The organism is Beggiatoa alba B18LD, from assembly GCF_000245015.1.
In the GTDB taxonomy this organism is placed as follows: domain Bacteria; phylum Pseudomonadota; class Gammaproteobacteria; order Beggiatoales; family Beggiatoaceae; genus Beggiatoa; species Beggiatoa alba.
Genome location: NZ_JH600070.1, coordinates 915,971 through 938,686 on the forward strand (window position 1 = coordinate 915,971; position 22,716 = coordinate 938,686).

Consider the following 22,716-nt stretch of genomic DNA (forward strand, 5'->3'; position numbering starts at 1 on the left):
TTATTTAGTATTGTTTATTTTTTAGTTTGTTTGGGGTCTATGTCTAGCGCGCGGAGTTTACGATACAGGTGGGTTCTTTCTAGTCCAACGCGGCTAGCAACTTTGCTGACATTGCCACCGACTTCTTGGAGTTGGTGTTCTAGGTAAGCCCGTTCGAATTGTTCACGCGCTTCACGCAGGGGGAGGTCGTACATGGATTGGTTGTTATTACTGCTGTTGTTGTTTTGACGTTGGTGACTGCTGAGAATAGGTTCTACTTCGTTGAGTTCGATAGTCATGCCATTGCCAAGAATCAGCAGGCGTTGCACGAGGTTTTTTAATTCGCGGACGTTACCCGGCCAATTGTAGTGGCGTAGGCGATTTTGGGCAGCGACGGTAAAGCGACGATAGGGTAGATTTTCTTGATTGACAAATAGATTGGTGTAGAAATCTAGGAGTTGGGGAACATCTTCGTAGTGGTCGCGTAATGGCGGAATGCGTAAAGGGACGATATTTAGGTAGTAGTAAAGGTCTTCGCGTAGGTGTCCGTTGTTGATGGCTTCGTCAAGGTCGTAGTCAGTCGCGGCAATCACACGGACATCAATTGGTACTGGTTCTGCGCCACCGTTGCGGAAAAAGAATTGACTTTCTAGGCAGTTGAGTAGGCGAGCTTGTACCGCAACATCTAGGTCGACAACATCTTTAATAAAGAGTGTACCACCGTTGGCTTGTTCTAGGCGGGAGGGGGTGCTGCTGTTTTGGTTGCCGAATAGTTCTAAGGCTTGGTTTTCTGGGTGCATTCCTGCAACGCGAACATTGACAAAGGGGGCTGATTGTCGTCGGCTGTTTTGGTGAATATAGCGGGCAAAGAGGGTGCGACCGCTACCTGGTTCGCCTGTGATAAGGACGGCGGTATCATGTTGATTAATCCGTTTTACTTGTTCTCGTAACGCGCTCATGATTTCGCTATTGCCGATTGGCTCTGAGACGGTGAGGGCGTGTTTACGCAGTCCGTAGTTTTCACGGCGGAGAATTGCCATTTCTAAGGCGCGTTTCATGGTAATGAGGAGCTTAGAGATGGAAACGGGTTTTTCTATGTAGTCATATGCGCCGAGTCGGGTGGCTTCGACGGCAGTTTCTACTGAGCCATGTCCTGACATCATGATGACGGGGGTGTCCATCAGTCCGCTGTCATGCCATTCTTTGAGAAGGCTTACGCCATCTGTGTCGGGCATCCAGATGTCTAATAGGATTAAGTCGGGTTGAATTTCGCGCCGTAGTTGGCGGGCAGTGTCTGCATTTTCGGCAACACTCACTAGAAAGCCTTCATCCTCAAGGATTTCTTTCATAAGGTTGCGAATATCGGGTTCGTCGTCAACAACAAGAATGTGTGCGGTTGTATTCATAAGGATTCTACGTGGGATGTAGCAGTTGTTTCTGAACGGCTGAGATTTATAATCGGGAGGCGTATGATGACACAAGCCCCTTGTGTGTTTTCAATCCAAACCATGCCGTTATGTTCATCAATGATTTTTTTCACAATCGCGAGTCCTAAGCCTGTTCCTTTGGGCTTAGTGCTGACATAAGGTTCAAATATTTGGTCTAATAGTTGTGCGGGTACACCAGGCCCTTCATCTTGTATGCGTAATTCTACACAGTTTAGCTGTGGGTCTGATAAGTAACGGGTTTGTACTAACACTTGTGCATCTACAGGACTGGCTTCAATGGCGTTTTTTATCAGGTTGTGTAAAACCTGTCGTAGTCGTCCTCTATCTGCTTCAATAATGGGTAGGTCTTCATCTAATAAAAAGGTTAAATGGATTTTTTCACTTTGGTAAAGGTCTAAGACTTCTTGTATCAGATTATTTAAGTTAATCCGTTGCCATTTCATTTGTGGCGTGCGGGCATAGTCTGAAAATGCATTAACCATTTCTTTCATCGCTTCGACTTGCTGGATGATAGTGTGGGTCATGCGGTCTAAGGTTTCTAGTTGTTTATCAGGTTTATCTTCGCGTAGATATTTTTGTCGTAATCGTTCTGCGGAGAGTTGAATGGGGGTTAATGGGTTTTTAATTTCATGGGCTAGACGACGTGCAACTTCGCTCCAAGCCGCTTCGCGTTGAGCTTGAAGTAAATTAGTAATATCGTCAAAGAGTAGAACATAACCTCCTTCTAAGGGCAGATTTTCGTAGGCTGGTTTTAAGCGTGTACCACGGCACATGAGAATTTTACGCCCGCCCGTTCCGAAAAAAGTCATTTCTTCACGCCAATCAGAGACATCTTTATCATTCTGATATTTTTGAACTAAGATGTAGATTGCTTGTAGCGGTGGGTTAGCTTCTTGGAGTTCCCATAAAGATTGCCCTAATAATTCAGTCAGTGGAATACCAAGAATATGTTCAGCTGCCGCGTTTGTTGTTCGCAAATGTAATTGATTGTCTAGGGATATAACGCCAGATGATAATCGCCCGAGTACGGTTTCTAAGTAAATTTTTTGTACATCGGTGGTTTCTTGACTCCGTTTTACTGCCTCTTGTGCTAAGGCAATGCGTCGTGTCATATCGTTAAAGGATTGCACCAGAAATCCTAATTCGTTGAGTTGATTAACGGGCAGTTGTTTATCGTAATTACCCCGTGCAACCGCTTGTGTGCCTTCCGCTAAATCGATTAAGGGGGTCACAAAACGTCGTGCAATAAAGTAGGACACCCAAATTGCACCAAAGATGGTGATTAAGAGGAGTAAGGATAAAACAAGGGTAAAGCTAATTTTTAACGGGTCGTGTAAATAGGCGCGTTCTTGATAGTCTGCATAAGTCGCTTGTACGGTGCTAGCTAACTCTTTGATATTCTGTGCAACAGGGAATAAGGTTTGTAATAACAAGACTTCATTGCCTTGCATAATTTTTACAATTACTCGAATTGTCCAACCTTGTGATGAGGTTGGTTCAAGACCGATGTAGCTTTGCGCTTGTTTTAGATAGAGTAATAAGCTGTCATTGGGTTGTTGCGTTGGCAATAATTGCCCTGTATCAGCCACATTAGAAGCGATTAAACGCCCATTTGTGGTTAATAACATAATTTCTGAAGCCCCACTGCGGGCGCGTAATTCATCTAAAGCGAGTGGGATTGCTTGGGTTTCATCGGATAAACTGAGGGCTTCTGCAATGGCTTCTGTTTGACGTAATGCTTCCCGACGACGGGCATCAATGGCGGCTTGGCTTAAATTTAATGAATTTGACAGTGCTTGTTCAATACTAACATTAAACCAGCTATCTAAACGTTGATTAATAAATTGTAAAGCGAAGTAGTAAACAATAGAAACAGGTGTTACTGAGAGAAAAACCAATAAGATAAATAAACGAACAGTTAGGCGTGCGCCTGTGCGTTGCTTACGAACTTGACGGATTAATTGCCCCACATTTAAAAGAGTTAAAGCAATCAGCGCAACAATTGCAATAATATTACCGACTAATAATAACGTATAAAGACGGTCAAAGCGGGTTGAACTTTGTAGCGCGTCGGAGGTCATCAGCATTGATAATAACAAGGCAGATAACAAAATAACGGCAGTTCCAATATTTATCCATGTTTTTAAAGTTATGGCGTTAAATCGCATATAAACCACTCACTATCAAGTAGCCATCCCGAAGAAAAATAGGCAATCGGACGTAAAGGGGCGGGTAAGGCTTCAATGTCTAAGCGAAGTTGTAAATAAACTTGATAATGGTTTTCTTCTTGTATCAGGGTTTTATCTAACAAGGGAAAATCTTTTAAATTTCCTAATGAGCTTAACGCTGCATTTAAGGTTAAAAAAGTTTCTTGAATGCCTGTATTTAAATACAACACAACATACTGCTGATTCAGTGGATAGTAACGCAGTTGGTAACGTTGACGTAAACTTGCAATTTGATTGTCCCACCAAAAAGAGCGCACCCGTCGCACATCTATCGCTAATTCTAACGTAATCGCTACGCCACTATTTAACGCTTCAATCACTTCTGGCGTTAATTTATTATTTAATTGTGCATTTAGATGATAAACGTCATTTTTTAAAAAAGTATTTGCGTGCTTAATGAAAAATTCTGCATGTGCTGAAACGCTGAATAGTACGCAAGCGGCACTTAATAACCATAACATTTGTCGTATAAAAGCAAGATAATAGGATTTAGATAATCCCCAAATGCTACATTTAGGTACGCATAACTGAAATATCTTGTTTAACAAGGCAGGCATAATAAAAACCATCAAAATTAAATTCGCCCGATAAAATCTGTCGACCCACAGGCAAAGCATGTCCCCATTCAGCCTTTAGCGGAACGGCAAGTGCGTCAGGATGAGACTGCAAAAAATGTTGCAATTGTAAATGATTTTCCTGAGAAAAAACTGAACAAGTTGCATACAATAATTTCCCATTTGGTTTTAATAAAGACCAAATAACCGTTAATAAACGCGCCTGTTGTGCCAGTAATGCCGAAATGTCGTTAGCCTGACGTAAATGTTTAATATCTGGATGGCGACGAATCACCCCACTGGCAGAACAAGGAACATCAAGCAATATACGGTCAAATAATTGCCCATCCCACCATGTCGCAGGCTCACCCGCATCAGCACATAGCACTGTTGCGACTAACTCTAAACGCTGTAACCCTTGACGCATTGTGTCAACACGCGCCATTTGATTATCGATAGCAACCAACTCACACGGGTTGCTACACTCCAACAAATGTGCCGTTTTTCCACCCGGTGCTGCACATGCGTCTAAAACTCGCATCCCTGTCTGTACATCGAGTAAGGGGGCTGCTAATTGTGCCGCTCCATCTTGTACCGAAATCCATCCTTGCTGAAAATAAGGCAGTTGCTGTACATCCAGCGCATTTTCTAAAAAAATGCCTGTTTGTGTGAAGGGAACGGGGGTTGCTTGAATACCGTGTGTTTGTAATAACGCTAAATAATCAGCACGCTGGGTTTTACGTTCGTTAACCCGTAAAGTGAGTGGTGGATGTTGATTATTTGCCTGTGCGATGGCTTGCCAATTGTCTGCCCAGTCTTGCTGAAATTTCTCTAACCACCATGCAGGATGTGCAAAACGACTCACAGGTGCTTGTTCTACAATTTCTAATAATGCCGTTTGTTGGCGCAAACAAGCCCGTAATACCGCATTAACTAGCCCTGTTGCCCATGCTTTATGGACAAAACGGGTTAACTCAACACTTGCTGTTGTTGCCGCGTGAGCAGGAACACGCATGAACAATAATTGATATAAACCAATGAATAAAATAATTTCTATATCAATATCTTTTTCTTTTAAGCCTTTGCTTAATAATTGCTGCAAAATACATTGTAACTGTGGTAAATAACGCATGACCCCATAGCAAATCGCTTGTGCTAATCCACGTTCGCGTCCATCCATAAGATGGGGCAAGTGCTTATCTAAACTCTCAGAAAGTGAATGACGTTGATGAATAACAGCAAGTAAAACTGTTAATGCAACTTGACGAGCCTGTACAGGTTTAGATTTAGACATAAGGTGTTATAAGCGTGTGTTCCGCAGAATAAAAAAAGGTAGCTATTTTATAGTAATTTTTGTAAAAAATGCGGGTTTATTCTCCCCTCATAAAAAAGTCATGTAAAACCAATAAGTTTATATTACGCTAGAAATGTTTTTTAATAAAAATTTATTTATTTTTTAAAAAGATAATTCATCTTTGCCACTACAAATAAATAGGCATGAAACCTATTGTCATAACAATTTTATTCATCTAAGCGAATTGTGCTGTATTTGGACACACTTAAAATATTGTTATGATTACCTGCCCCAAGGTTCATTGGCGGGAAAAACACTTCTTTTGTATTAACGCTTCTTTATCTCACCTTTACTTTATGACTGCTTACAGACCATGATTCAGTTATCATCAGAAGAAATCGCCCGCGTTCTCCAAGGACAACTTATCGGTGCGAATGTCACAATTACAGGATGTTATACCGATACCCGTAACCCTTTAACAGGAGGGCTTTATCTCGCTTTAAAGGGACAACAATTTGATGGACATGATTTTTTACCACAAATTCAGTCGCAAGGCGGAGTTGCTGCATTAGTAGAACAAGTCAATACGGGCATAGATTTACCCCAAATTCGTGTGACTCATACATGGCAAGCAGCAGGGCAACTTGCACGTTATTGGCGAGAACAGTTTAATCAACCTGTCATCGCAATAACTGGCAGTAACGGCAAAACCACCGTTAAAGAAATGACCCGCCAAATTTTGGCGCGACGGGGAAACGTATTAGCAACACAAGGGAATCTAAACAATGAAATTGGATTACCGCTTACCCTATTTACCTTAAACGATAAACACGATTTTATCGTGTTAGAAATGGGTGCGAGTAAACGCGGCGATATCGCCTATTTATGTGAATTAGCAAAACCCACGATTGCCGCTGTTACCCTCTGTGCACCTGCCCATTTAGATGGCTTTAAAAGTGTAGAAGGGGTTGCACGGACAAAAGGCGAAATTTTCGAACACCTGCCCAATAACGGCATAGCCATTATTAACCACGACGATTTTTATAGCGGTTTATGGCAAGAACTGGCAGGTCAGCGTAAAATAATCACCTTCGGTTTACAAAAATCTGCAACTATTACCGCTCAAGAACTCACACTCGCGGTTGACCATGCTCAATTTACCCTCATTACCCCACTCGGTGACGTTCCCATTTTTCTACCCCTTGCAGGACAACACAATGTCATGAATGCACTTGCCGCCAGTGCCTGTGCTTTAGCAAGTGGTTGTGCACTATCACATATCCAACAAGGCTTAAATAATATGTCCGCTGTCAAAGGGCGTTTACAACGCTATCAAGGGCAGAAAGGATGCACAGTGATTGATGACACGTATAATGCAAACCCACAATCTTTTAAGGCAGCATTAGCCGTATTAAGTCAATACGCTCAACCTCGTTGGCTAGTCATGGGTGACATGAAAGAATTAGGGACACAAAGCGCGACTTTTCACCAACAACTGGGGGAATTAGCAAAAGAATTAGGCATAGAACGCTTATGGGCGGTAGGAGACATGAGCCGTTTTGCCGTTCAAGCATTTGGGCAAGGCGCGAGTCACTGGGATAATCAGACCGCAATGATTCAGGCATTGTCAACCGAAGTTAGCGCGAATATAACCTTATTAATCAAGGGTTCACGCAGTATGCAAATGGAAAAAGTTGTCCAAGCACTCACACAAGGAGAATAACCAAACTATGCTGCTCTGGATTAGCGAGATACTCGCACATTATTACAGTCCTTTTAACGTGTTTCAGTATCTCACCTTACGCGCCATTTTAAGCGCGTTAACGGCTTTATTGGTCGCGTTACTCGTTGGCCCTAACATGATTCAACACTTAACCCGTTATCAAATTGGGCAAAGTGTCCGCGATGATGGTCCCAAATCACATTTTAGTAAATCAGGCACACCGACAATGGGTGGCGTTTTGATTCTCGTCGCAATTGCTTCTAGTACACTATTATGGGCAGATTTAACTAACCGATTTACATGGATAGTTTTAATCGTAACGCTGTTATTCGGCTGTATTGGTTGGATTGATGACTACCGTAAAGTCATTAAAAAGAATTCTAAAGGATTGAGTGCAAAAGAAAAATATCTAATGCAATCGGTGGTCGGTTTTTGTGCAGCCATTGTTATTTTTTTAACCGCACATACGCCTGCTGAAACAACTTTATTTGTCCCTTTTTTCAAAGACTTCACCATTCCACTATCTGCAATCAGTTTTGTTTTACTGACTTATTTTGTCATTGTGGGCACTAGCAATGCGGTTAATTTAACCGATGGTTTGGATGGTTTAGCCATTATGCCGACGGTGCTTGTTGTTGGTGCGCTTGGAATTTTTGCCTATGTGACAGGACATTTTAAATTTGCGACATATCTCGGTATTCCCTACATTGCAGGCGTGGGCGAAGTGGTTGTTTTCTGTGGGGCAATGGTTGGTGCAGGCTTAGGATTTTTATGGTTTAATGCCTATCCTGCACAAGTTTTTATGGGCGATGTGGGTGCACTTGCGTTAGGCGCAGCGTTAGGCGTGATTGCGGTTGTTGTGCGTCAAGAATTAGTCCTCTTTATCATGGGCGGTGTTTTTGTTGTCGAGACCATTTCCGTGATTCTACAAGTCGCCTCCTATAAATTAACAGGGCGGCGTATTTTCCGCATGGCACCGTTACATCATCATTTTGAATTAAAAGGCTGGCCAGAACCGCGTGTTATTGTGCGTTTTTGGATTATTACCGTTGTTTTAGTCTTAATTGGTTTAGCAACGTTAAAAATTCGTTAAATAACTTGAGTTCGGCGAGTTTTATAAAACAAAACAGCGACCTGCTAGGTTTTTAAAACTTAGCAGGTCTTTTTTTGTCTGAATCAGAATTCACAGAATTTTCAGAATTAGCAGAATTAAAAACAATTAAAAACATAATTTTTTATTCTTTTAATTTTCTTGTCTTTTTAATTCTGAAAATTCTGATTCAGACAATCTTTTAATCCTGATTCAGACAAGCTGTTGTCTTTTTAAAAGAAACTCGCCGAACTCAGGTTATATAACACCATCCCGATAATGCTGTCTATGTTTCTTCTTCAGTACATAAATCCGTAGATTGTAAATAAGGCTTAATTAATGTGAGGATTTCCTCATCTTCAAAGTCTTTCGCCGCGCGTTTAATTTGCTCCATAAAATGTTTTAAATGCGGGTTTTGAACTATCAATAGATTTGCGTAGTCAATAATCCCCTGAATATCCCCTTGTCGTACAAGCTCATGTAAATTGTTAGCATCTATTGCCGATAAATCTATCGTCATCGTTGTATCTATACCTGCCTGATTATCTTCGGCGTCAAGGGTTGCTGCTATTGGTGTAGCTTCATCTGCACAGGCACGTTCATAAATCCATATTAGATTTAAATGTTGTTGTAAACAGTTAAATAAATCATCTGCCTTAATTGGTTTTGGTAAGAACGCATTACAACCATGTTCTAAACTCGCTTGTTGTTCATGTTCAAACACGCTGGCAGATACTGCAATGATGGGTAATCGATGCAGATGCAGATGGTTACGCACTTGACGCGCAAATTCAAAGCCATCCATCACAGGCATCACTAAATCTGTCAATACAATATCAGGCATTTGCAACGCTAATTGTTCTAGCCCCTCTCGACCATTGCACCCTTCTAAAACAATAAAACCGAGCGATGTTAATAAAGTCCGTAAAACGGAACGATTTTCTTCTCTATCGTCTATCACTAATATCTTACGGGCAATGCCTTCATAGCCGACAATCATTGGTTGGATAATTTCTTTAGGTTTCACTAGCTCACTTGTGGGTAATACAAGGGTAACGGTAAATGCACTGCCTTTACCAAAGGTGCTTTCAACCTCTAAAGTCCCGCCCATCATTTCTACAAGACGTTTAGTAATGGATAAGCCTAAACCTGTTCCTTCCGCTTTATTCGCAATATCTCCAACTTGATGGAAAGGTAAAAAGATTTTTTCTAACGAATCGTTATCAATCCCTGTGCCTGTATCTTCAATACGAAATAGCATTTTTTTCGTATCAAGGTTATAGCTCACTTTAAGCGTAACCCCCCCATAACGGGTAAATTTCACCGCATTGCCCAATAAATTAATGATAATTTGGCGCAAGCGTTTTTCATCGCCACGAATGCCCTGCGGTAAAGGGGTTAAGGGTTCATACACAAAGCTAATGCCTTTTTGATGCGCACGAACTTCAAATAATTCCACAATATCACTGATAAAGCTCGGTAAATGAAAATCAACTAAATACAACTCAACGCGATCCGCTTCAATCTTTGATAAGTCTAAAATATCATTGATTAACGTGAGTAGATATTCACCGCTCCGTTGGATAATCCGAATACCTTCTATTTGGTCATCCATCAAACGGCGGTCACGCCCTAAAATTTGGGCATAGCCTAAAATTCCATTTAACGGGGTACGCAATTCATGGCTCATATTGGCTAAGAAAGTGCTTTTTGCCCGATTTGCCAATTCTGCCGCTTCTTTTGCTTCGCTTAACTGAATTTCAGCTAATTTCCGTTCAGTAATATCCTCAGCCATACCAAGCAAACCAAATACTTGATTATTTGCATCATGCAAGGGAATATGATTGATATCGAAATATCCCAATACGCCTGATGGAATTTGGCGGTAGGTATCGACATACTTCAAAATCCTATCATTATCCATTGCTTCTTGTTCTCGCAAAATAAGCTGATGTGCTTGATCGCGCCATGGCATTGTTGAATCATCCAAGCCAATTAAATCTGTTGCAGATTGAAAGCCTGCTTTTTCGGCAAAATGTTGATTGCAACCTAAATAGTGTCCTGACTTATCTTTCCAATATAAATACTGGGGAATATTGTCAATAACAACTTTTAAAAATTCCTGTTGCTCACGCAATTTTTCTTCAGCCTGCTTTTGTGCTGTTAAATCAACGTGTGTTCCAATAAATCGATACGCGCTACCTGTTTCATCCCATAAAGCAATGCCGCGCGTTAAAACCCAAATATAATGCCCATCTTTATGACGTAAGCGGATTGTTGCTTCATAAGTAGGAATTTTTTTCGCAAGATAATCCGCCACTTTTTGCATAATTTCATCCAAATCATCTGGATGTATTAAGCGTTGAAACTCACTCATGGTATTGCCAATTTCGTCTTCACCATGACCTAACATCGCTTTCCAACGAGGCGAATAAAATACTGCTCCTGTATGCAAATCCAAATCCCATAAACCGTCGCTTGTGCCTTTCATCGCAAGGTTAAAACGCTCTTGACTGACTTTTAAGTCAGCATTGACTTGAGCAATTCGATCCAGCATGTGATTAATACCTTGCTGAATAACGCCAAATTCATCGTTATCTACTTTTTCAATGCGAGCCGTTAAATCCCCACGTTCCACGCTATCAAGACTCTTGAGCGTATTCTGCAATTTTTGGCTAATACGGCGAGAAAAGACGTAAGAAATAAACAACATCAGAAAGAGTGTTACAATAATCGTGATAAAAGTTACTTTTAGATAATAATCACGCTCAACAAACAAAACATGTTCAGGAATAGAAAGCATTACTATCCATTGCCATTCAGGGACGATAGTAAAGAAAGTATAAAATGTATAACTGGGTATATAGTTAACAGTATGCTGAATAACTCCCTGTTTCTCTTTGAGAATCGTATTATAATCTGCTTCATTTAAGATTAATCTACCATCACCTAAAATTGGTTTTTTAGTAGATACATCATAAATCGTTAATTTACCCTGATTATCCTTATAATGTTTTGCAAGCTCATCTAATAAATGTTCTTTTGAAGAGGTTACGTAAAAATCTAATTCACTAACCCCCGCCTCTTTTAAAACTTTATGTGCATCTTGCACTTTGTTATAGATGGAATCCATTTCTTTAAAAAATAGTGCTTTACTCATGGAGTAAGTCACTGTATTAATTGTTAGGTAGCCTGCTAAAAATAAAGGCGTACCAAAACCCAATAGGAGTAAAAATGCAAACAAAATAATTTTTGATTGCGTATGCAGTGCATTTTTACAAAAATTGGAAAAAAATATATTTCTCATAAAAAATCCTGTAAAAACCAAATAGATGATAATGTTCTATTTGATAATAGTTGCCATCTTTAATAAAGCTGGCGCAAATGCAATGCGTAATTGATTCCCTAACTTCAGGTTAATGTACAATTTTCCTTTTGCATTATGCATAATAGGAATATCACTCGGATTCTTACCTTTTAAAATGTCTAAGGCAGTTTGTGTTGCCCATTGTCCTTGTTCTTCTGGTGATTTAGCAAAAGTAATCAACGTGTGTTCAGAATGCCAAGGTAAATCTGTGCCCGTTGGAATTTTTTGATTTTCCAAAACAAATTTTAAAATATCATCCTTGTTTATCCCTTCAAGATTGCTGAAATTTCCAAAAATAACCATATCAACTTCATCTTGTAGCCGTCTAAAATATGCTTTCCATTCATCAACACTACTGACGATGTACACTTTGTCATAATTGATATTAAACAATTTTTTTGCATACTCGATATTTTTAGGGGAGTTATTAATCCCTGCTAAATAACCAATTTTGCTGCCACGTGCGTATTTGCTAATATGCGCAATAATTTCATTAATCAAAGAGATTTCTATCATGCCCGTGGTGTTTTTATACGGTAAGCCGTAAATGCCCGCATCCCAATTAATACCGCAAAAAACAACTGGTAAATCAGCGTCTTTATAATAAGGCTTAATTAAAAACTTAACGGCACTATCATCACAAGCAATTAAGACATCAGGATTAAACTTTGTAATTTCCTCACGTACTCGTAAAGCAATTGCTTGAATCGCGGCATCATCAGGCTCACCGCGCTTTGTATCCATATAAAATGTTTGCAAGATAATCTCAGAACCTTCAGCCTTTAAAACCTGTTGAATACCTTGCATAATGCCATCACTCCATTCATAACCAACATGATAGGAATCGACATAAAACACCTTTTTACCCGTGATACTCACGCCTGTTTCTGCTGCAACGCTCACGCTGACCCAAACGCATAAACAAGCAATCGTAACAATGTTTTTTATTGAAAGAGCTAACATTTATCCTCCTTATAGATATTTTGGTAGTGTTAAACCAGTATAATTTTTCTCGTTAATTCTAACGCTTTTGTCTGAATTAGATTTTATACATTTAAACCCTGACTTGTTTAGCACTACCAAATATTTTATGACTAATGTCGCGTTAAACAGGGTTGCTATTTAATTAGCGTTGCTGTTTTTAATAATGCAGGAGCAAAGGCAATGCGTAATTGATTACCGATTTTTAAATTGATATATAACCTGCCCTTACTATTCCGCGTGATAGGGATCGAGTCGATTTTCTGTCCCTGTAAAATATCCAATGCGGTGTTTGCTACCCATTCCCCTTGTTCTTCTGGCAATTTTGCAAACGCTAGCAAGCTGTAATCCGCTATCCATGGTACTTCCGTACCCGTTGGAATTTTTTGATGCGTTAAAATGAAAGTTAATAACGCCTGTTTATCTAAGCCTTCCACCGCGCTGAAGTTACCTAAAATCAACATGTCAACTTTATCCTGCAACGCTAAAAAGGCCGCTTTCCATTCATCGATATTCTTCGCTAAAACGACTTGTTCATAATTGATATCAAATAGCTTTTTAGCGTATTGTACATTTTTAGGGGAATCTTGAGACTCTGCTAAATATCCAATGCGATTACCTTTCGCATACTGTGCTAAATGTTTAGTCAGTTCATCTAACAATGAAATTTCTAACATACCTGTTGCATTGTGATAAGGTAATTCATAAATACCCGCGTCCCAATTCACCCCACAAAAAAGAACGGGTAAATCAACATCCTTATAATAAGGTTTAACCAAATATTTCACGGCATTATCATCACAGGCAATTAAGACATCTGGATGAAATTGCGTAATTGCATCACGTGCTTTTAACGCCGTTGCTTGTAATGTCGCTTCGTTAGGTTTGCCCCGCTTGCTATCCATATAAAACACTTGCAGTTCAACTTGTGGAGCTTTGTCCTGCAAGACATCTCGAACAGTATGAACGATGCTATCACTCCATTCGTATCCTTCATGATACGAATCGACATAAAAAATCCTCTTCCCTGCGGTGTTTATCGCGTTCTCTGTTGCATGGCTAACATTTAAAAAGCCAAATAAACAAGATATTATTAAAAAATAAGTGCTGACTGCTTTTAACATCGATAACCTCAATAACCTCAATTTTACTCTCCAAATAACAAGAGATTATTTTATTGTTTTACTCTAAATCTGCTGATGTTACTTTCTGATGAAAAAAACACCATATCGCGTATTTGTTCAAAATAAAATACAACAAATCAAAGTAAGTCATTATAAAATAACAATATTTATTAAATAATTATGAATAATACCTCCACACGATAAAGTTTAATAAAATCGCCTTATTTCATAAGAATCATGAGTTCACAAGCGAGTAATTAGCCGTTGATAACGTTCTGAAAATAGACTTTGCATGAAAAGCAAATAAATTTTAAATTGATATTTATCAATTAGTTATTTTATTGCCATATATAAACTTTCATACATTATCTGCATAATAGACAGTATGTGTTTTACATAGTTTTTTACGAAAAAAAGCAAACACTGTACCTAAAATGAGAAGGGATTTATTAAAATTCTAAAAAGCTTTTTTATACAGTTTTGTAATAAAATCCTGTCATTTAACTATATGAAAAATTAAAGAAATACTTAATTAAGATAACTTATTGTTTTGTAAGTATTTTATCTATCTAAATAAACTAGGATTTTTACTTAAAAGGTAATAATTTTATATGGATACCACTGCTGGTTTACGCAAAAGTGATATGAACCCCAATCCTTTTGTTCAGTTTGATTTGTGGTTCAAAGATGCAGAAAAAGCTCATCCTAACAATCCCAATGCCATGACCGTTGTCACTGCGGGTAAAGATGCCGTGCCTTATGCGCGCACGATTTTGCTTAAGGGATTTGATGAGCAAGGCTTTGTCTTTTTTACCAATTATGAAAGCCCTAAAGCGCAACAATTAGAAGATAATCCACGCGCAACATTACTGTTCTATTGGTCTAATTTAGATAGACAAGTCAATATCATGGGAATGGTGGAAAAGGTTTCAGAAGAAGAGTCTGATGCCTATTATCATTCACGCCCCCGCTTAAGTCGCATCGGTGCGTGGGCATCAAAACAAAGCCAAGAGATTCCAAATCGGGAATGGTTAGATAATCGTGTGGATGAATTAAACGCGCTTTATCAAGATAAAGACCCACCGCGTCCCCCACATTGGGGCGGATATCGTGTGAAACCTTATCGGATAGAGTTTTGGCAACAACGCCCAAGCCGTTTGCATGACCGTTTTAAATACTCACAATTGCCAGATACAACTTGGCAAATCGTGCGCCTTTCTCCGTAACTTCTCATTATAGAGCGTGGTTTATATGTCTTTTTCTGTCATTATCCCTGCCCGTTATGCCTCTAGTCGTTTACCTGCGAAAGCATTAGCCGACATTGCAGGACAACCCATGATTTGGCATGTTTATCAAAATGCAAAAAAAAGTGGAGCTAAACGTGTTGTGATTGCGACGGATGACGCACGGATTGCAGAAGTCTGTCGGGCGTTTGGTGCAGAAGTTTATATGACGGCAACCACGCATCAGTCTGGCACTGACCGTGTTGCGGAAGCGGCGCGGTTAATGGGGTTAGCTGTGGATGAAATTCTGGTAAACGTTCAAGGTGATGAACCATTATTACCCGCTCATTTAATCCGTCAGGTGGCAGAAACCTTAGAAAATCAACCACAAGCAGACATGGCGACAGCGTGCGAAGCTATTCAAGATTGGCAAAGCGTGTTTAATCCAAATCATGTAAAAGTTGTCATGGATGCCCAGCATTTTGCCTTGTACTTTAGTCGCGCTCCAATCCCTTTTTGGCGTGATGGCTTTACAGGAACGACAATACCCAATACGCCCTTATCTGAGACAGAGGCTTATTTCCGTCATATTGGAATTTATGCGTATCGCATGGGATATTTACAGCAATATACAACTTTTCCTGTGTGTGCTTTAGAACAAGCAGAGGCATTAGAGCAATTGCGGGTTTTATTCCAAGGTGGAAAAATTGTGGTTACGCAAACGCAGGGATTTATTGGTATAGGAGTAGATACGGTTGATGATTTAGCGAAAGTGCGGGCGTTAATGACAGCGACAGCATTAGTTTAGTGGTGATTAAAGCGCACTGAATATAAGTGCGCAATTAAATATCGTTTTTATAGGTCTGTATTGGCATTTATGGGAGTGGGTCTTCTCCACGAATCCAAATAAATCGCCAAATGGCAACTAATCCCCCAATTGCAACTAAAAGCACTGCAATAAAAGGGATATAGCTTTCTAAAATAGCGGTCATTTTATCGATTAAATTAATCGTTGTTCCTTCTTTAACACTGGTTTCTGCAATATGGTGTAGTAATTCTAAAGGCACGTAATAGATAAAAACTGCCATGAGAAAATAGCCAATCAGGGGAATCAGTGCGTAAATTAAATGATTTCTTTGTTTGATAAAGCGGACACGTCTATCAAACTCGTCTAATGTTGCATCATGTAAATCCCGCTGTTTTGGGTCTTTTAATATATTGTAAGCTTCTGTAATTTCGGCGGCTTTACTTTGTGCGGCGCGTTTAATTTGGTCTGGACTCGCATCGCGGGGAACTTTTAGAATTTGATAGTAATTTTTTATCATGAGCGTGACTAATCAAAATGAATAAAGGTGCTCAGTTTACGCGAGATATATCGAATTAATAAAACGCGCGCCAGACGAATCAGGGTTTTACCCAGCCATAACATGAAAACAAAGCTAAAAATGATGAGGATGGAGGCAAAACCAAGGTAAAAACCAATCAGGAATGGGTGTAATTGATATTTTTGGTAGATAAAGGGAAATAGCCAGCGTAACAGGGTTTGATAGTGCATTACCCAAACACTGAGCCATGTTACGCTACCGAGTAGGTATCCTAAAATTGCAATAAAGTTTTTGCTGAAATCCTGATAGTGTTTTAATTGTTGCAGTAGTTGGTTGACTTCAAAGCTGTGTTTATCTGCATACTTATCTATCAGGCTTAACCATTCTTTGTCGTTAGGATATAAATCTGGCGATGGCACAATGCATAAGACATCGCCATCAAGGTGGATGATAGTACGAAATTGACTTGCATACACTTGCCCTTGCTGACCTGTTTCTTTTAAGTCTGTTTCTATTGTCACCGTGCTATTGGTGGCAAATTCGTGAAAAATATCCAGTAAACGACGGTTATTCATCGGATAACTTTACTGATTAAACCGCTTGCAAATTCTCCAACGGTTTTAACGAGGTTCGACCAGAATTGCACAGCGGTCAGAATGGATTCATTGTGCAATTTTAAAATAGTAGGATTTGGATGTTGCAGGAGATATTCAGAAATTCGGGTTGTAATATCACCTTCTACTTGAATGACAGTTTGTAAAACAATACGTTCTGTTCCAATTTCCCAAATTTTACGGATAAAGCTGAGTTGAGAAGGGCTTATATCTAAATCAGCTAATTCTGCATCTTGCATTCGTTGTCGTTCTAAATCGTTATTCCATATTTTTGTCTTTTCACGAAAATCGGGGTCATTCTTCGCTAGAGCTTTAATTGCATCTAAATCCATGTGTTCACCCGCTTGATGGGCGAGGCTAATAAACATAGAAACAATTTGTTCAGATTGGATTTTTATCCGTGTAAAAATAGTTAAGTTCTCTTTCAACGGTTGAATCAGCTCTATCGGCTTATTTTTTGATAGTGCTAATTCTTGCTCTATGAGTTGTCCCGCCAGTTTTGCGCGTTCACGTAATTCTAAAAAGGACATAATGCCCGCACCATCCCATTGATGGAATTCGGCAACAGGGAGATAACCTAATTCACGCATCGCACGATTATAATCTGCTGCAATTTCCCACAATGCCTCACGCCGTGAATTAGGCAGTTTACACCCTATCATACTGGTGTTGATGATAGTATTGATTTCTAAGGTTAAAACGTTTTGCGCAAGCGTTTTAAAAGAAAATTTATCCGCCATGTAATGAAGTCTCTTCCTAAATCGGCAGATTAACCAACAGCGGCATCGCTATTAGTTGCTGAGTTATTGGATGCGTTTAAACTGGGTGTTTCATTTTGTTGGTGAGCAAGTGTGGCAATGAGGCTCACTAATTCTTTTAATGCACGGATATTACCTTGAATAATATCTTGCCCTTTTAATTCACGCTGACCGTGAAATTGCATCACTTCATTTAAAGGGGCAATCAGAAAATCGTCATGCATTATTGTTGTAATATCGCCGCCTAGCAGGTCAATTTGTGAGACGATAGAACGGGCATGTTCATCTGCCGTAATTCGTCCATCCATGTCTGTATAAGTTCCGACAATCGTGCGAATTTTTAAAGTCACTAAATTATCTAAAGCATCACTGATTGTTTTTAAATCCATTTTCAGCTCCTCTTGGGCAATTAAGTAAAAAGACCAAATGGTATCGTCTTTGGTTTTTTTAAGAAAAACGACCGTTTTTCCTAAAATTGTATTTTATACAAACAGTCATTGAATATATAGTTAAACAACGTCACTATGTAAGATAGAATAGAAAATATTTTATTGCATACCTAGCGAGTTGTGGTAAGAAGTTGTATCATTTTTGCACAATTTATGTCGTAATGTATGCAAGTACTTGCTTAACTGTCGCACATAAAAAAATTGTTGGTCTTTTTTCTTTCTGAGCTTGCTATCCAGCTTTATAAATCATGGGGATATACACTATGTTATTAGAAAATCAAGTGAAAAGTCTCATTGTTGTTTGTGGACTTTCCTTAGCCTTCTTAGGTGGTTGTTCTTCTACCAAAGAAGCAGATGTTCCTCCCTCCGCGCCTAAAACTGAAGTACCTGCCCCTGTGGTTGAAACACCTGCTCCAGCACCAGCACCCGAGCCTATGCCTCCAGTGGTTGAAACACCTGCGCCTGTTGAAGTAACCACTGAAACCCATACCGTTGTGAAGGGTGACACTGTTTATAACATTGCTAAACGTTATGGTCGCACCGTTACCGAAATTGCGCGTTGGAATAGTATCAAATCACCTTATACCATCAAAATTGGTCAAGTGTTGAAAGTTGCTCCCTAATTTATAAAGTCAGGGATACGACATTAATAAAATAAAGGTCGATGCTTACAAGGCATCGACCTTTTATTTTTTCTACCCCTTCTGTTTTACCCTGATTATCTGTTATGAATCCGTTTCATATTTGATGTATTTAAAGCGGGGGTCATCAGGTGTTCCTTCTAAAATGCCATCTGTTGGTCGCCACAATACGACAGATTCTATTTGTTTTGCCAGTAAAAAGTCTTTATCTGTAATGCCTTTGGCTGAATGTGTCATCAATTTTACAATAACAAATGCATAAGACACGGTTAAATCAGGATGATGCCATGCGACCTCTGCCAGATGTCCAATGGTATTAACCAGCATTAAAGTCCCTTTCCAACCACTGGTTTTATACTTACGACGTATCCATCCTTCTTCGTAATACCAATGAGGCAATTCTGCGGCTAGTTTTTGCCCGATTTCTTCAGGACTATAAACAGACAACGCTTCTTTCATCGCGATACCTCCCACTTTGTGAATAAATTACAATTGTTTAATTTTTATATCGCCTGAATTTAAAAAAACAAGCGGGAGAAAATGACAATTATTAAAAAGTTTCTCTTAAAATAAAGACAGGGTAGTCACAAATAACATTCATGTTAAACATTGTTATAAAACTTACTAAAAACTGTTTAAAAAGAATGTAATAGTATGAATATAAAAATATTTTGGGGAGACTGGTATGAGTATAAAATATAAGCTGTCATTGGCTTTTTTAGTGATAGCCTTTGTAACAGCAAGTTCAACAACCTTATTTTCTATTTTGTATTTTTCGCGGATTTTAACGACGGAAGCGCAAAATTCCGTCGATTATTTAGCAGAAAGTGTTGCACAGGATAATGTTTTACAAGCATTAGTTGTGCTCAATATACAAAATAAGATTAATAGTTATTTAGAGGAGTTAGTACAGACTAAACGCTTACATCATATTGTTATTACAGATACATCTGGTAATGAATTGGGGAAAGCGGGTAATACAGCAGAACCATCAGGATTTGTAGAAGCAACTTATCCAATTAAAAAAACAAGTAAATATAAATTATCCATGTCTGGCTATGAACATGATGTGATTGTGGGTAATTTGACCATTGGTTTATCAACTGCACGTTATGACCAAATTACAACCGAAGCGGTTTTAAATTTATTGATGATTATGTTGTTGTGTATTTTGGGCGCGCTGGGGATAAACTACATATTATCATATAATATCATTAAGTTAGAAGTTAAGGCTGAAGAAGCTAATCGTAACTTAATAGAAAAAAACAGCGAGTTAGAGGCATTTGCGCATACCGTCGCGCATGATTTAAAAAATCCGATTAATGCAATCATCGGCTTTGCAGAGTTAGGACTTGAGGAAATTGAAGATATTGCCGAAACAGACCCTCGTCGAGAGATTTTGAACAAATCGTTTGAAATTATTATTAAATCCTCTAAGAAATCCGTCGAGATTATTCACTCTCTCTTATTGTTAGCAACGGTCGAAAAGCAGAATATACAGCGGAATATCATTAATATGCATGATGTGCTTAAATCTGTTGAGAATCGACTAGCCCCCATGATTGCGCAATTTCATGGGCGTTTACTCATGCCTGAACAGTTCCCCTTAGTTTTAGGGTATGCCGATTGGATTGAAGAAATTTGGATGAATTATCTCACGAATGGGTTGAAATATGGCGGACAACCGCCTGTGTTAGAAATTGGCGCGACCTTGCTTGAAGGGAATTTTGTCGAGTTTTGGGTACAAGATAACGGGCATGGGATGTCTCCTGAAGAAACCGCGAAATTATTTCGCCAATTTTCTCGATTAGAACGAGATAGGCAACGAAATGAAGGGCACGGCTTGGGTTTATCAATTGTGCGACGAATTACCGATAAATTAGGTGGTCATGCAGGAGTGACAAGTCGACAAGGGGAAGGCAGTCGCTTTTATTTCACCTTACCTTTAGCCACAAAGTAAATTGCGTCAAGTATGGATAATACCTGTTTAAAACGTTATACAGGCTGTTTATTAGGGCTTGCTGTTGGGGATGCGCTGGGAACTAGCGTAGAGTTTCAAACGCCTTATCATTTTACGCCTATAACGGATATGTTAGGCGGTGGCGTTTTTGAGTTGGAAGCAGGACAATGGACGGATGACACATCTATGGCGTTGTGTTTGGCGGATAGTTTAATTACAACTCAAGCCTTTGACCCTGTTGACCAAATGGAACGTTATTTGCTGTGGTATCGCCAAGGATATTTAAGCAGTACGACACAATGTTTTGATATTGGTAATACGGTTTTACAAGCCTTACAAACCTTCGAAAAAACACGCGAGCCTTATTGTGGTATTGATGGTGTGTTTGCTGCGGGTAATGGCTCTTTAATGCGTCTTGCACCCATTTCATTGTTTTATGCGAACAGCCCTGCACTCGCAATTGAATATGCAGCGGCAAGTTCGCGTACAACACATGCATCGCGTATCGCTGTCGATGCCTGCCGTTTTTTTGCAGGCTTATTAGTCGGCGCATTACGTGGAGAGGCGAAACAACGATTATTAAGCCCTCGCTATAGTCCTATTCCCCATTATTGGGACGAGCATCCGTTATGCCCCGAAATTGAGGCAATTGCCTGCGGAAGTTATCAGCATAAAAATCCGCCACCACCTGAGGTAATCGCGCATTGGAGCAAATTTGATTTGCAAACCTATATCCGTGGTACAGGATTTGTAGTGAACGCATTAGAAGCCGCTTTATGGGCGTTTTATCACACAGATAATTATACGGATGGCGTGTTAAAAGCGGTTAATTTAGGTGATGATGCGGATACAACGGGCGCGATTTATGGACAATTATCAGGAGCTTTTTATGGTGAAGATGCAATTCGGGCTGATTGGTTGGCAAAGCTGGCTCAACGTGGACGAATCGTCGAATATGCAAAACAACTTGCAATGCTAGCAGATACTCATCCAGTATAGTATGTAAACTATTCATACCATTTGGTTTTACCCTACTTTCAGCATAAAATAGCAAGTTAAACCATCTTAATAAATGGAGAGGACGGCAATGACTATGGAGCATAGAAGATATTTACGGCATTCGGCAGCAATTCCCATCACGGTATCGCTTATCGATGAATCGTTAACTAATTTACAATTTTTAAGCAATGTCAGTTCAGGAGGGCTTGCTTTTAAATCTGAAAGCCCTTGGGAAGATGGTAAAACAGTGACCATCAGCTTTCCTTTACCTTATGATTTTTCTAGCGATTTATTAAAAATTTATGGGAAAGTTGTGTGGTGTCGCTATGTGGACGAAGACCAATATGATATTGGCGTTGAATTTTTACAGTCCACTGAAACCGCCGTCGATACTGTTTTTTTAGTAGAAAAACTCTATGCACAATTGGAACAACAACAAGAAGAACAGGCATTTTGGTTGCCACATGTCACGGTTGCAGCAGTGATTGAATCGGAAGGACGTTTTTTACTGGTTGAAGAAGATGTCAAAGGCATAGCCGTTTTTAATCAACCTGCGGGGCATTTAGATAAATCTGAAAGTTTACTCGATGCAGTTGCACGTGAAACATTAGAAGAAACTGCGTGGCATTTTACGCCTACGGAAATTATTGGAATTTATCAATATACTAATCCCGTCAATGATACAACTTATGTACGTATTGTTTTCTGTGGTCAGCATCATAACTATTCACCTGATTTGCCCTTAGATAAAGAAATCATTCGCACGGTATGGATGAGTCGTGAAGAGTTGCAAGAACAACCATTACGTAGCCCTATGGTTTTACGAGCTGTCGATGATTACCTCAATGGTGTCCGTTATCCGCTTAGTCTGATTACTATTCTTTAATCACGTATCAATCGTACATTGTCGAACCCTGTTAAGGCGGTCTTGCTTAACAGGGTTTTTATTTTGCATAGGG

20 protein-coding genes are annotated in these 22,716 nt (G+C 39.5%); 8 read left to right on the forward strand and 12 right to left on the reverse strand.

Annotated elements, in window-relative coordinates:
* Positions 1 to 14: 14 nt before the first annotated feature.
* Genes BEGALDRAFT_RS03670 through rsmB form a run of 4 tightly spaced genes read right to left on the reverse strand, consistent with a single transcriptional unit; the run spans position 15 to position 5,503 of the window.
* Positions 15 to 1,385 carry a sigma-54-dependent transcriptional regulator gene (locus tag BEGALDRAFT_RS03670; RefSeq protein WP_002683760.1) on the reverse strand — a complete coding sequence of 457 codons (1,371 nt, stop codon included), beginning with the start codon at positions 1,383 to 1,385 and terminating at the stop codon, positions 15 to 17.
* Positions 1,382 to 3,595, reverse strand: coding sequence for a sensor histidine kinase (locus tag BEGALDRAFT_RS03675; protein WP_002683762.1), 2,214 nt, complete (start codon positions 3,593 to 3,595; stop codon positions 1,382 to 1,384). Before BEGALDRAFT_RS03675 ends, BEGALDRAFT_RS03670 begins: the two co-directional genes overlap by 4 nt.
* On the reverse strand, positions 3,577 to 4,212 hold the full coding sequence (locus BEGALDRAFT_RS03680; RefSeq protein ID WP_157237542.1) for a DUF4390 domain-containing protein: 636 nt from the start codon (positions 4,210 to 4,212) through the stop codon (positions 3,577 to 3,579). Before BEGALDRAFT_RS03680 ends, BEGALDRAFT_RS03675 begins: the two co-directional genes overlap by 19 nt.
* Positions 4,169 to 5,503 carry a 16S rRNA (cytosine(967)-C(5))-methyltransferase RsmB gene (gene rsmB / locus BEGALDRAFT_RS03685; protein ID WP_002683767.1) on the reverse strand — a complete coding sequence of 445 codons (1,335 nt, stop codon included), beginning with the start codon at positions 5,501 to 5,503 and terminating at the stop codon, positions 4,169 to 4,171. The genes BEGALDRAFT_RS03680 and rsmB overlap by 44 nt, the downstream gene beginning before the upstream one ends.
* A gap of 373 nt (positions 5,504 to 5,876) precedes the next feature.
* On the opposite strand from rsmB, the gene BEGALDRAFT_RS03690 reads away from it, so the two are divergent.
* Complete coding sequence (locus tag BEGALDRAFT_RS03690) at positions 5,877 to 7,226, forward strand: UDP-N-acetylmuramoyl-tripeptide--D-alanyl-D-alanine ligase (protein WP_002683769.1); 1,350 nt, start codon at positions 5,877 to 5,879, stop codon at positions 7,224 to 7,226.
* 7 nt (positions 7,227 to 7,233) lie between these two features.
* Complete coding sequence (gene mraY, locus BEGALDRAFT_RS03695) at positions 7,234 to 8,319, forward strand: phospho-N-acetylmuramoyl-pentapeptide-transferase (protein WP_002683771.1); 1,086 nt, start codon at positions 7,234 to 7,236, stop codon at positions 8,317 to 8,319.
* A gap of 283 nt (positions 8,320 to 8,602) precedes the next feature.
* Here the strand turns inward: mraY and BEGALDRAFT_RS17840 are convergent, their stop codons facing one another.
* From BEGALDRAFT_RS17840 to BEGALDRAFT_RS03710, 3 genes are all read right to left on the reverse strand, one after another.
* On the reverse strand, positions 8,603 to 11,623 hold the full coding sequence (locus tag BEGALDRAFT_RS17840) for an ATP-binding protein (protein WP_002683773.1): 3,021 nt from the start codon (positions 11,621 to 11,623) through the stop codon (positions 8,603 to 8,605).
* A 36-nt stretch (positions 11,624 to 11,659) separates the two neighbouring features.
* The gene (locus BEGALDRAFT_RS03705) at positions 11,660 to 12,646 is read right to left on the reverse strand and encodes an ABC transporter substrate-binding protein (RefSeq protein ID WP_002683774.1); all 987 of its coding nucleotides are present in this window, start codon (positions 12,644 to 12,646) and stop codon (positions 11,660 to 11,662) included.
* Between the two features lie 155 nt (positions 12,647 to 12,801).
* Positions 12,802 to 13,788, reverse strand: coding sequence for an ABC transporter substrate-binding protein (locus tag BEGALDRAFT_RS03710; protein ID WP_002683776.1), 987 nt, complete (start codon positions 13,786 to 13,788; stop codon positions 12,802 to 12,804).
* A gap of 611 nt (positions 13,789 to 14,399) precedes the next feature.
* Between BEGALDRAFT_RS03710 and pdxH the strand changes: the two genes are divergently transcribed.
* Together pdxH and kdsB are read left to right on the forward strand one after the other, a co-directional pair.
* Complete coding sequence (gene pdxH, locus BEGALDRAFT_RS03715; protein WP_002683778.1) at positions 14,400 to 15,014, forward strand: pyridoxamine 5'-phosphate oxidase; 615 nt, start codon at positions 14,400 to 14,402, stop codon at positions 15,012 to 15,014.
* A gap of 25 nt (positions 15,015 to 15,039) precedes the next feature.
* Positions 15,040 to 15,819, forward strand: a complete 780-nt coding sequence (gene kdsB / locus BEGALDRAFT_RS03720) for a 3-deoxy-manno-octulosonate cytidylyltransferase (RefSeq protein WP_002683779.1) — start codon at positions 15,040 to 15,042, stop codon at positions 15,817 to 15,819.
* 67 nt (positions 15,820 to 15,886) lie between these two features.
* On the opposite strand, the gene BEGALDRAFT_RS03725 is transcribed toward kdsB, so the two are convergent.
* Genes BEGALDRAFT_RS03725 through BEGALDRAFT_RS03740 form a run of 4 tightly spaced genes read right to left on the reverse strand, consistent with a single transcriptional unit; the run spans position 15,887 to position 18,097 of the window.
* Positions 15,887 to 16,336, reverse strand: coding sequence for a J domain-containing protein (locus BEGALDRAFT_RS03725; RefSeq protein WP_002683782.1), 450 nt, complete (start codon positions 16,334 to 16,336; stop codon positions 15,887 to 15,889).
* 8 nt (positions 16,337 to 16,344) lie between these two features.
* Positions 16,345 to 16,911, reverse strand: coding sequence for a hypothetical protein (locus BEGALDRAFT_RS03730; RefSeq protein WP_002683783.1), 567 nt, complete (start codon positions 16,909 to 16,911; stop codon positions 16,345 to 16,347).
* Positions 16,908 to 17,690 (reverse strand): hypothetical protein, encoded by a 783-nt coding sequence (locus BEGALDRAFT_RS03735; RefSeq protein ID WP_002683785.1) that lies wholly within the window; start codon positions 17,688 to 17,690, stop codon positions 16,908 to 16,910. Before BEGALDRAFT_RS03735 ends, BEGALDRAFT_RS03730 begins: the two co-directional genes overlap by 4 nt.
* A 29-nt stretch (positions 17,691 to 17,719) precedes the next feature.
* Complete coding sequence (locus BEGALDRAFT_RS03740) at positions 17,720 to 18,097, reverse strand: hypothetical protein (RefSeq protein WP_040294862.1); 378 nt, start codon at positions 18,095 to 18,097, stop codon at positions 17,720 to 17,722.
* Positions 18,098 to 18,420: 323 nt separating this feature from the next.
* On the opposite strand from BEGALDRAFT_RS03740, the gene BEGALDRAFT_RS03745 reads away from it, so the two are divergent.
* On the forward strand, positions 18,421 to 18,780 hold the full coding sequence (locus tag BEGALDRAFT_RS03745; RefSeq protein ID WP_002683787.1) for a LysM peptidoglycan-binding domain-containing protein: 360 nt from the start codon (positions 18,421 to 18,423) through the stop codon (positions 18,778 to 18,780).
* Positions 18,781 to 18,882: 102 nt separating this feature from the next.
* Here the strand turns inward: BEGALDRAFT_RS03745 and BEGALDRAFT_RS03750 are convergent, their stop codons facing one another.
* Complete coding sequence (locus tag BEGALDRAFT_RS03750) at positions 18,883 to 19,257, reverse strand: 4a-hydroxytetrahydrobiopterin dehydratase (RefSeq protein WP_002683792.1); 375 nt, start codon at positions 19,255 to 19,257, stop codon at positions 18,883 to 18,885.
* Positions 19,258 to 19,483: 226 nt separating this feature from the next.
* Between BEGALDRAFT_RS03750 and BEGALDRAFT_RS17845 the strand changes: the two genes are divergently transcribed.
* The 3 genes from BEGALDRAFT_RS17845 to BEGALDRAFT_RS18665 all read left to right on the forward strand — a co-directional run bounded on the left by BEGALDRAFT_RS17845 (position 19,484) and on the right by BEGALDRAFT_RS18665 (position 22,643).
* Entirely contained in the window at positions 19,484 to 20,758 is a 1,275-nt protein-coding gene (locus BEGALDRAFT_RS17845) for a sensor histidine kinase (RefSeq protein WP_002683793.1), read from the forward strand.
* A gap of 12 nt (positions 20,759 to 20,770) precedes the next feature.
* Complete coding sequence (locus BEGALDRAFT_RS03760; RefSeq protein ID WP_002683795.1) at positions 20,771 to 21,757, forward strand: ADP-ribosylglycohydrolase family protein; 987 nt, start codon at positions 20,771 to 20,773, stop codon at positions 21,755 to 21,757.
* Between the two features lie 94 nt (positions 21,758 to 21,851).
* Positions 21,852 to 22,643 (forward strand): NUDIX domain-containing protein, encoded by a 792-nt coding sequence (locus tag BEGALDRAFT_RS18665; protein WP_232281966.1) that lies wholly within the window; start codon positions 21,852 to 21,854, stop codon positions 22,641 to 22,643.
* Positions 22,644 to 22,716: the final 73 nt, after the last annotated feature.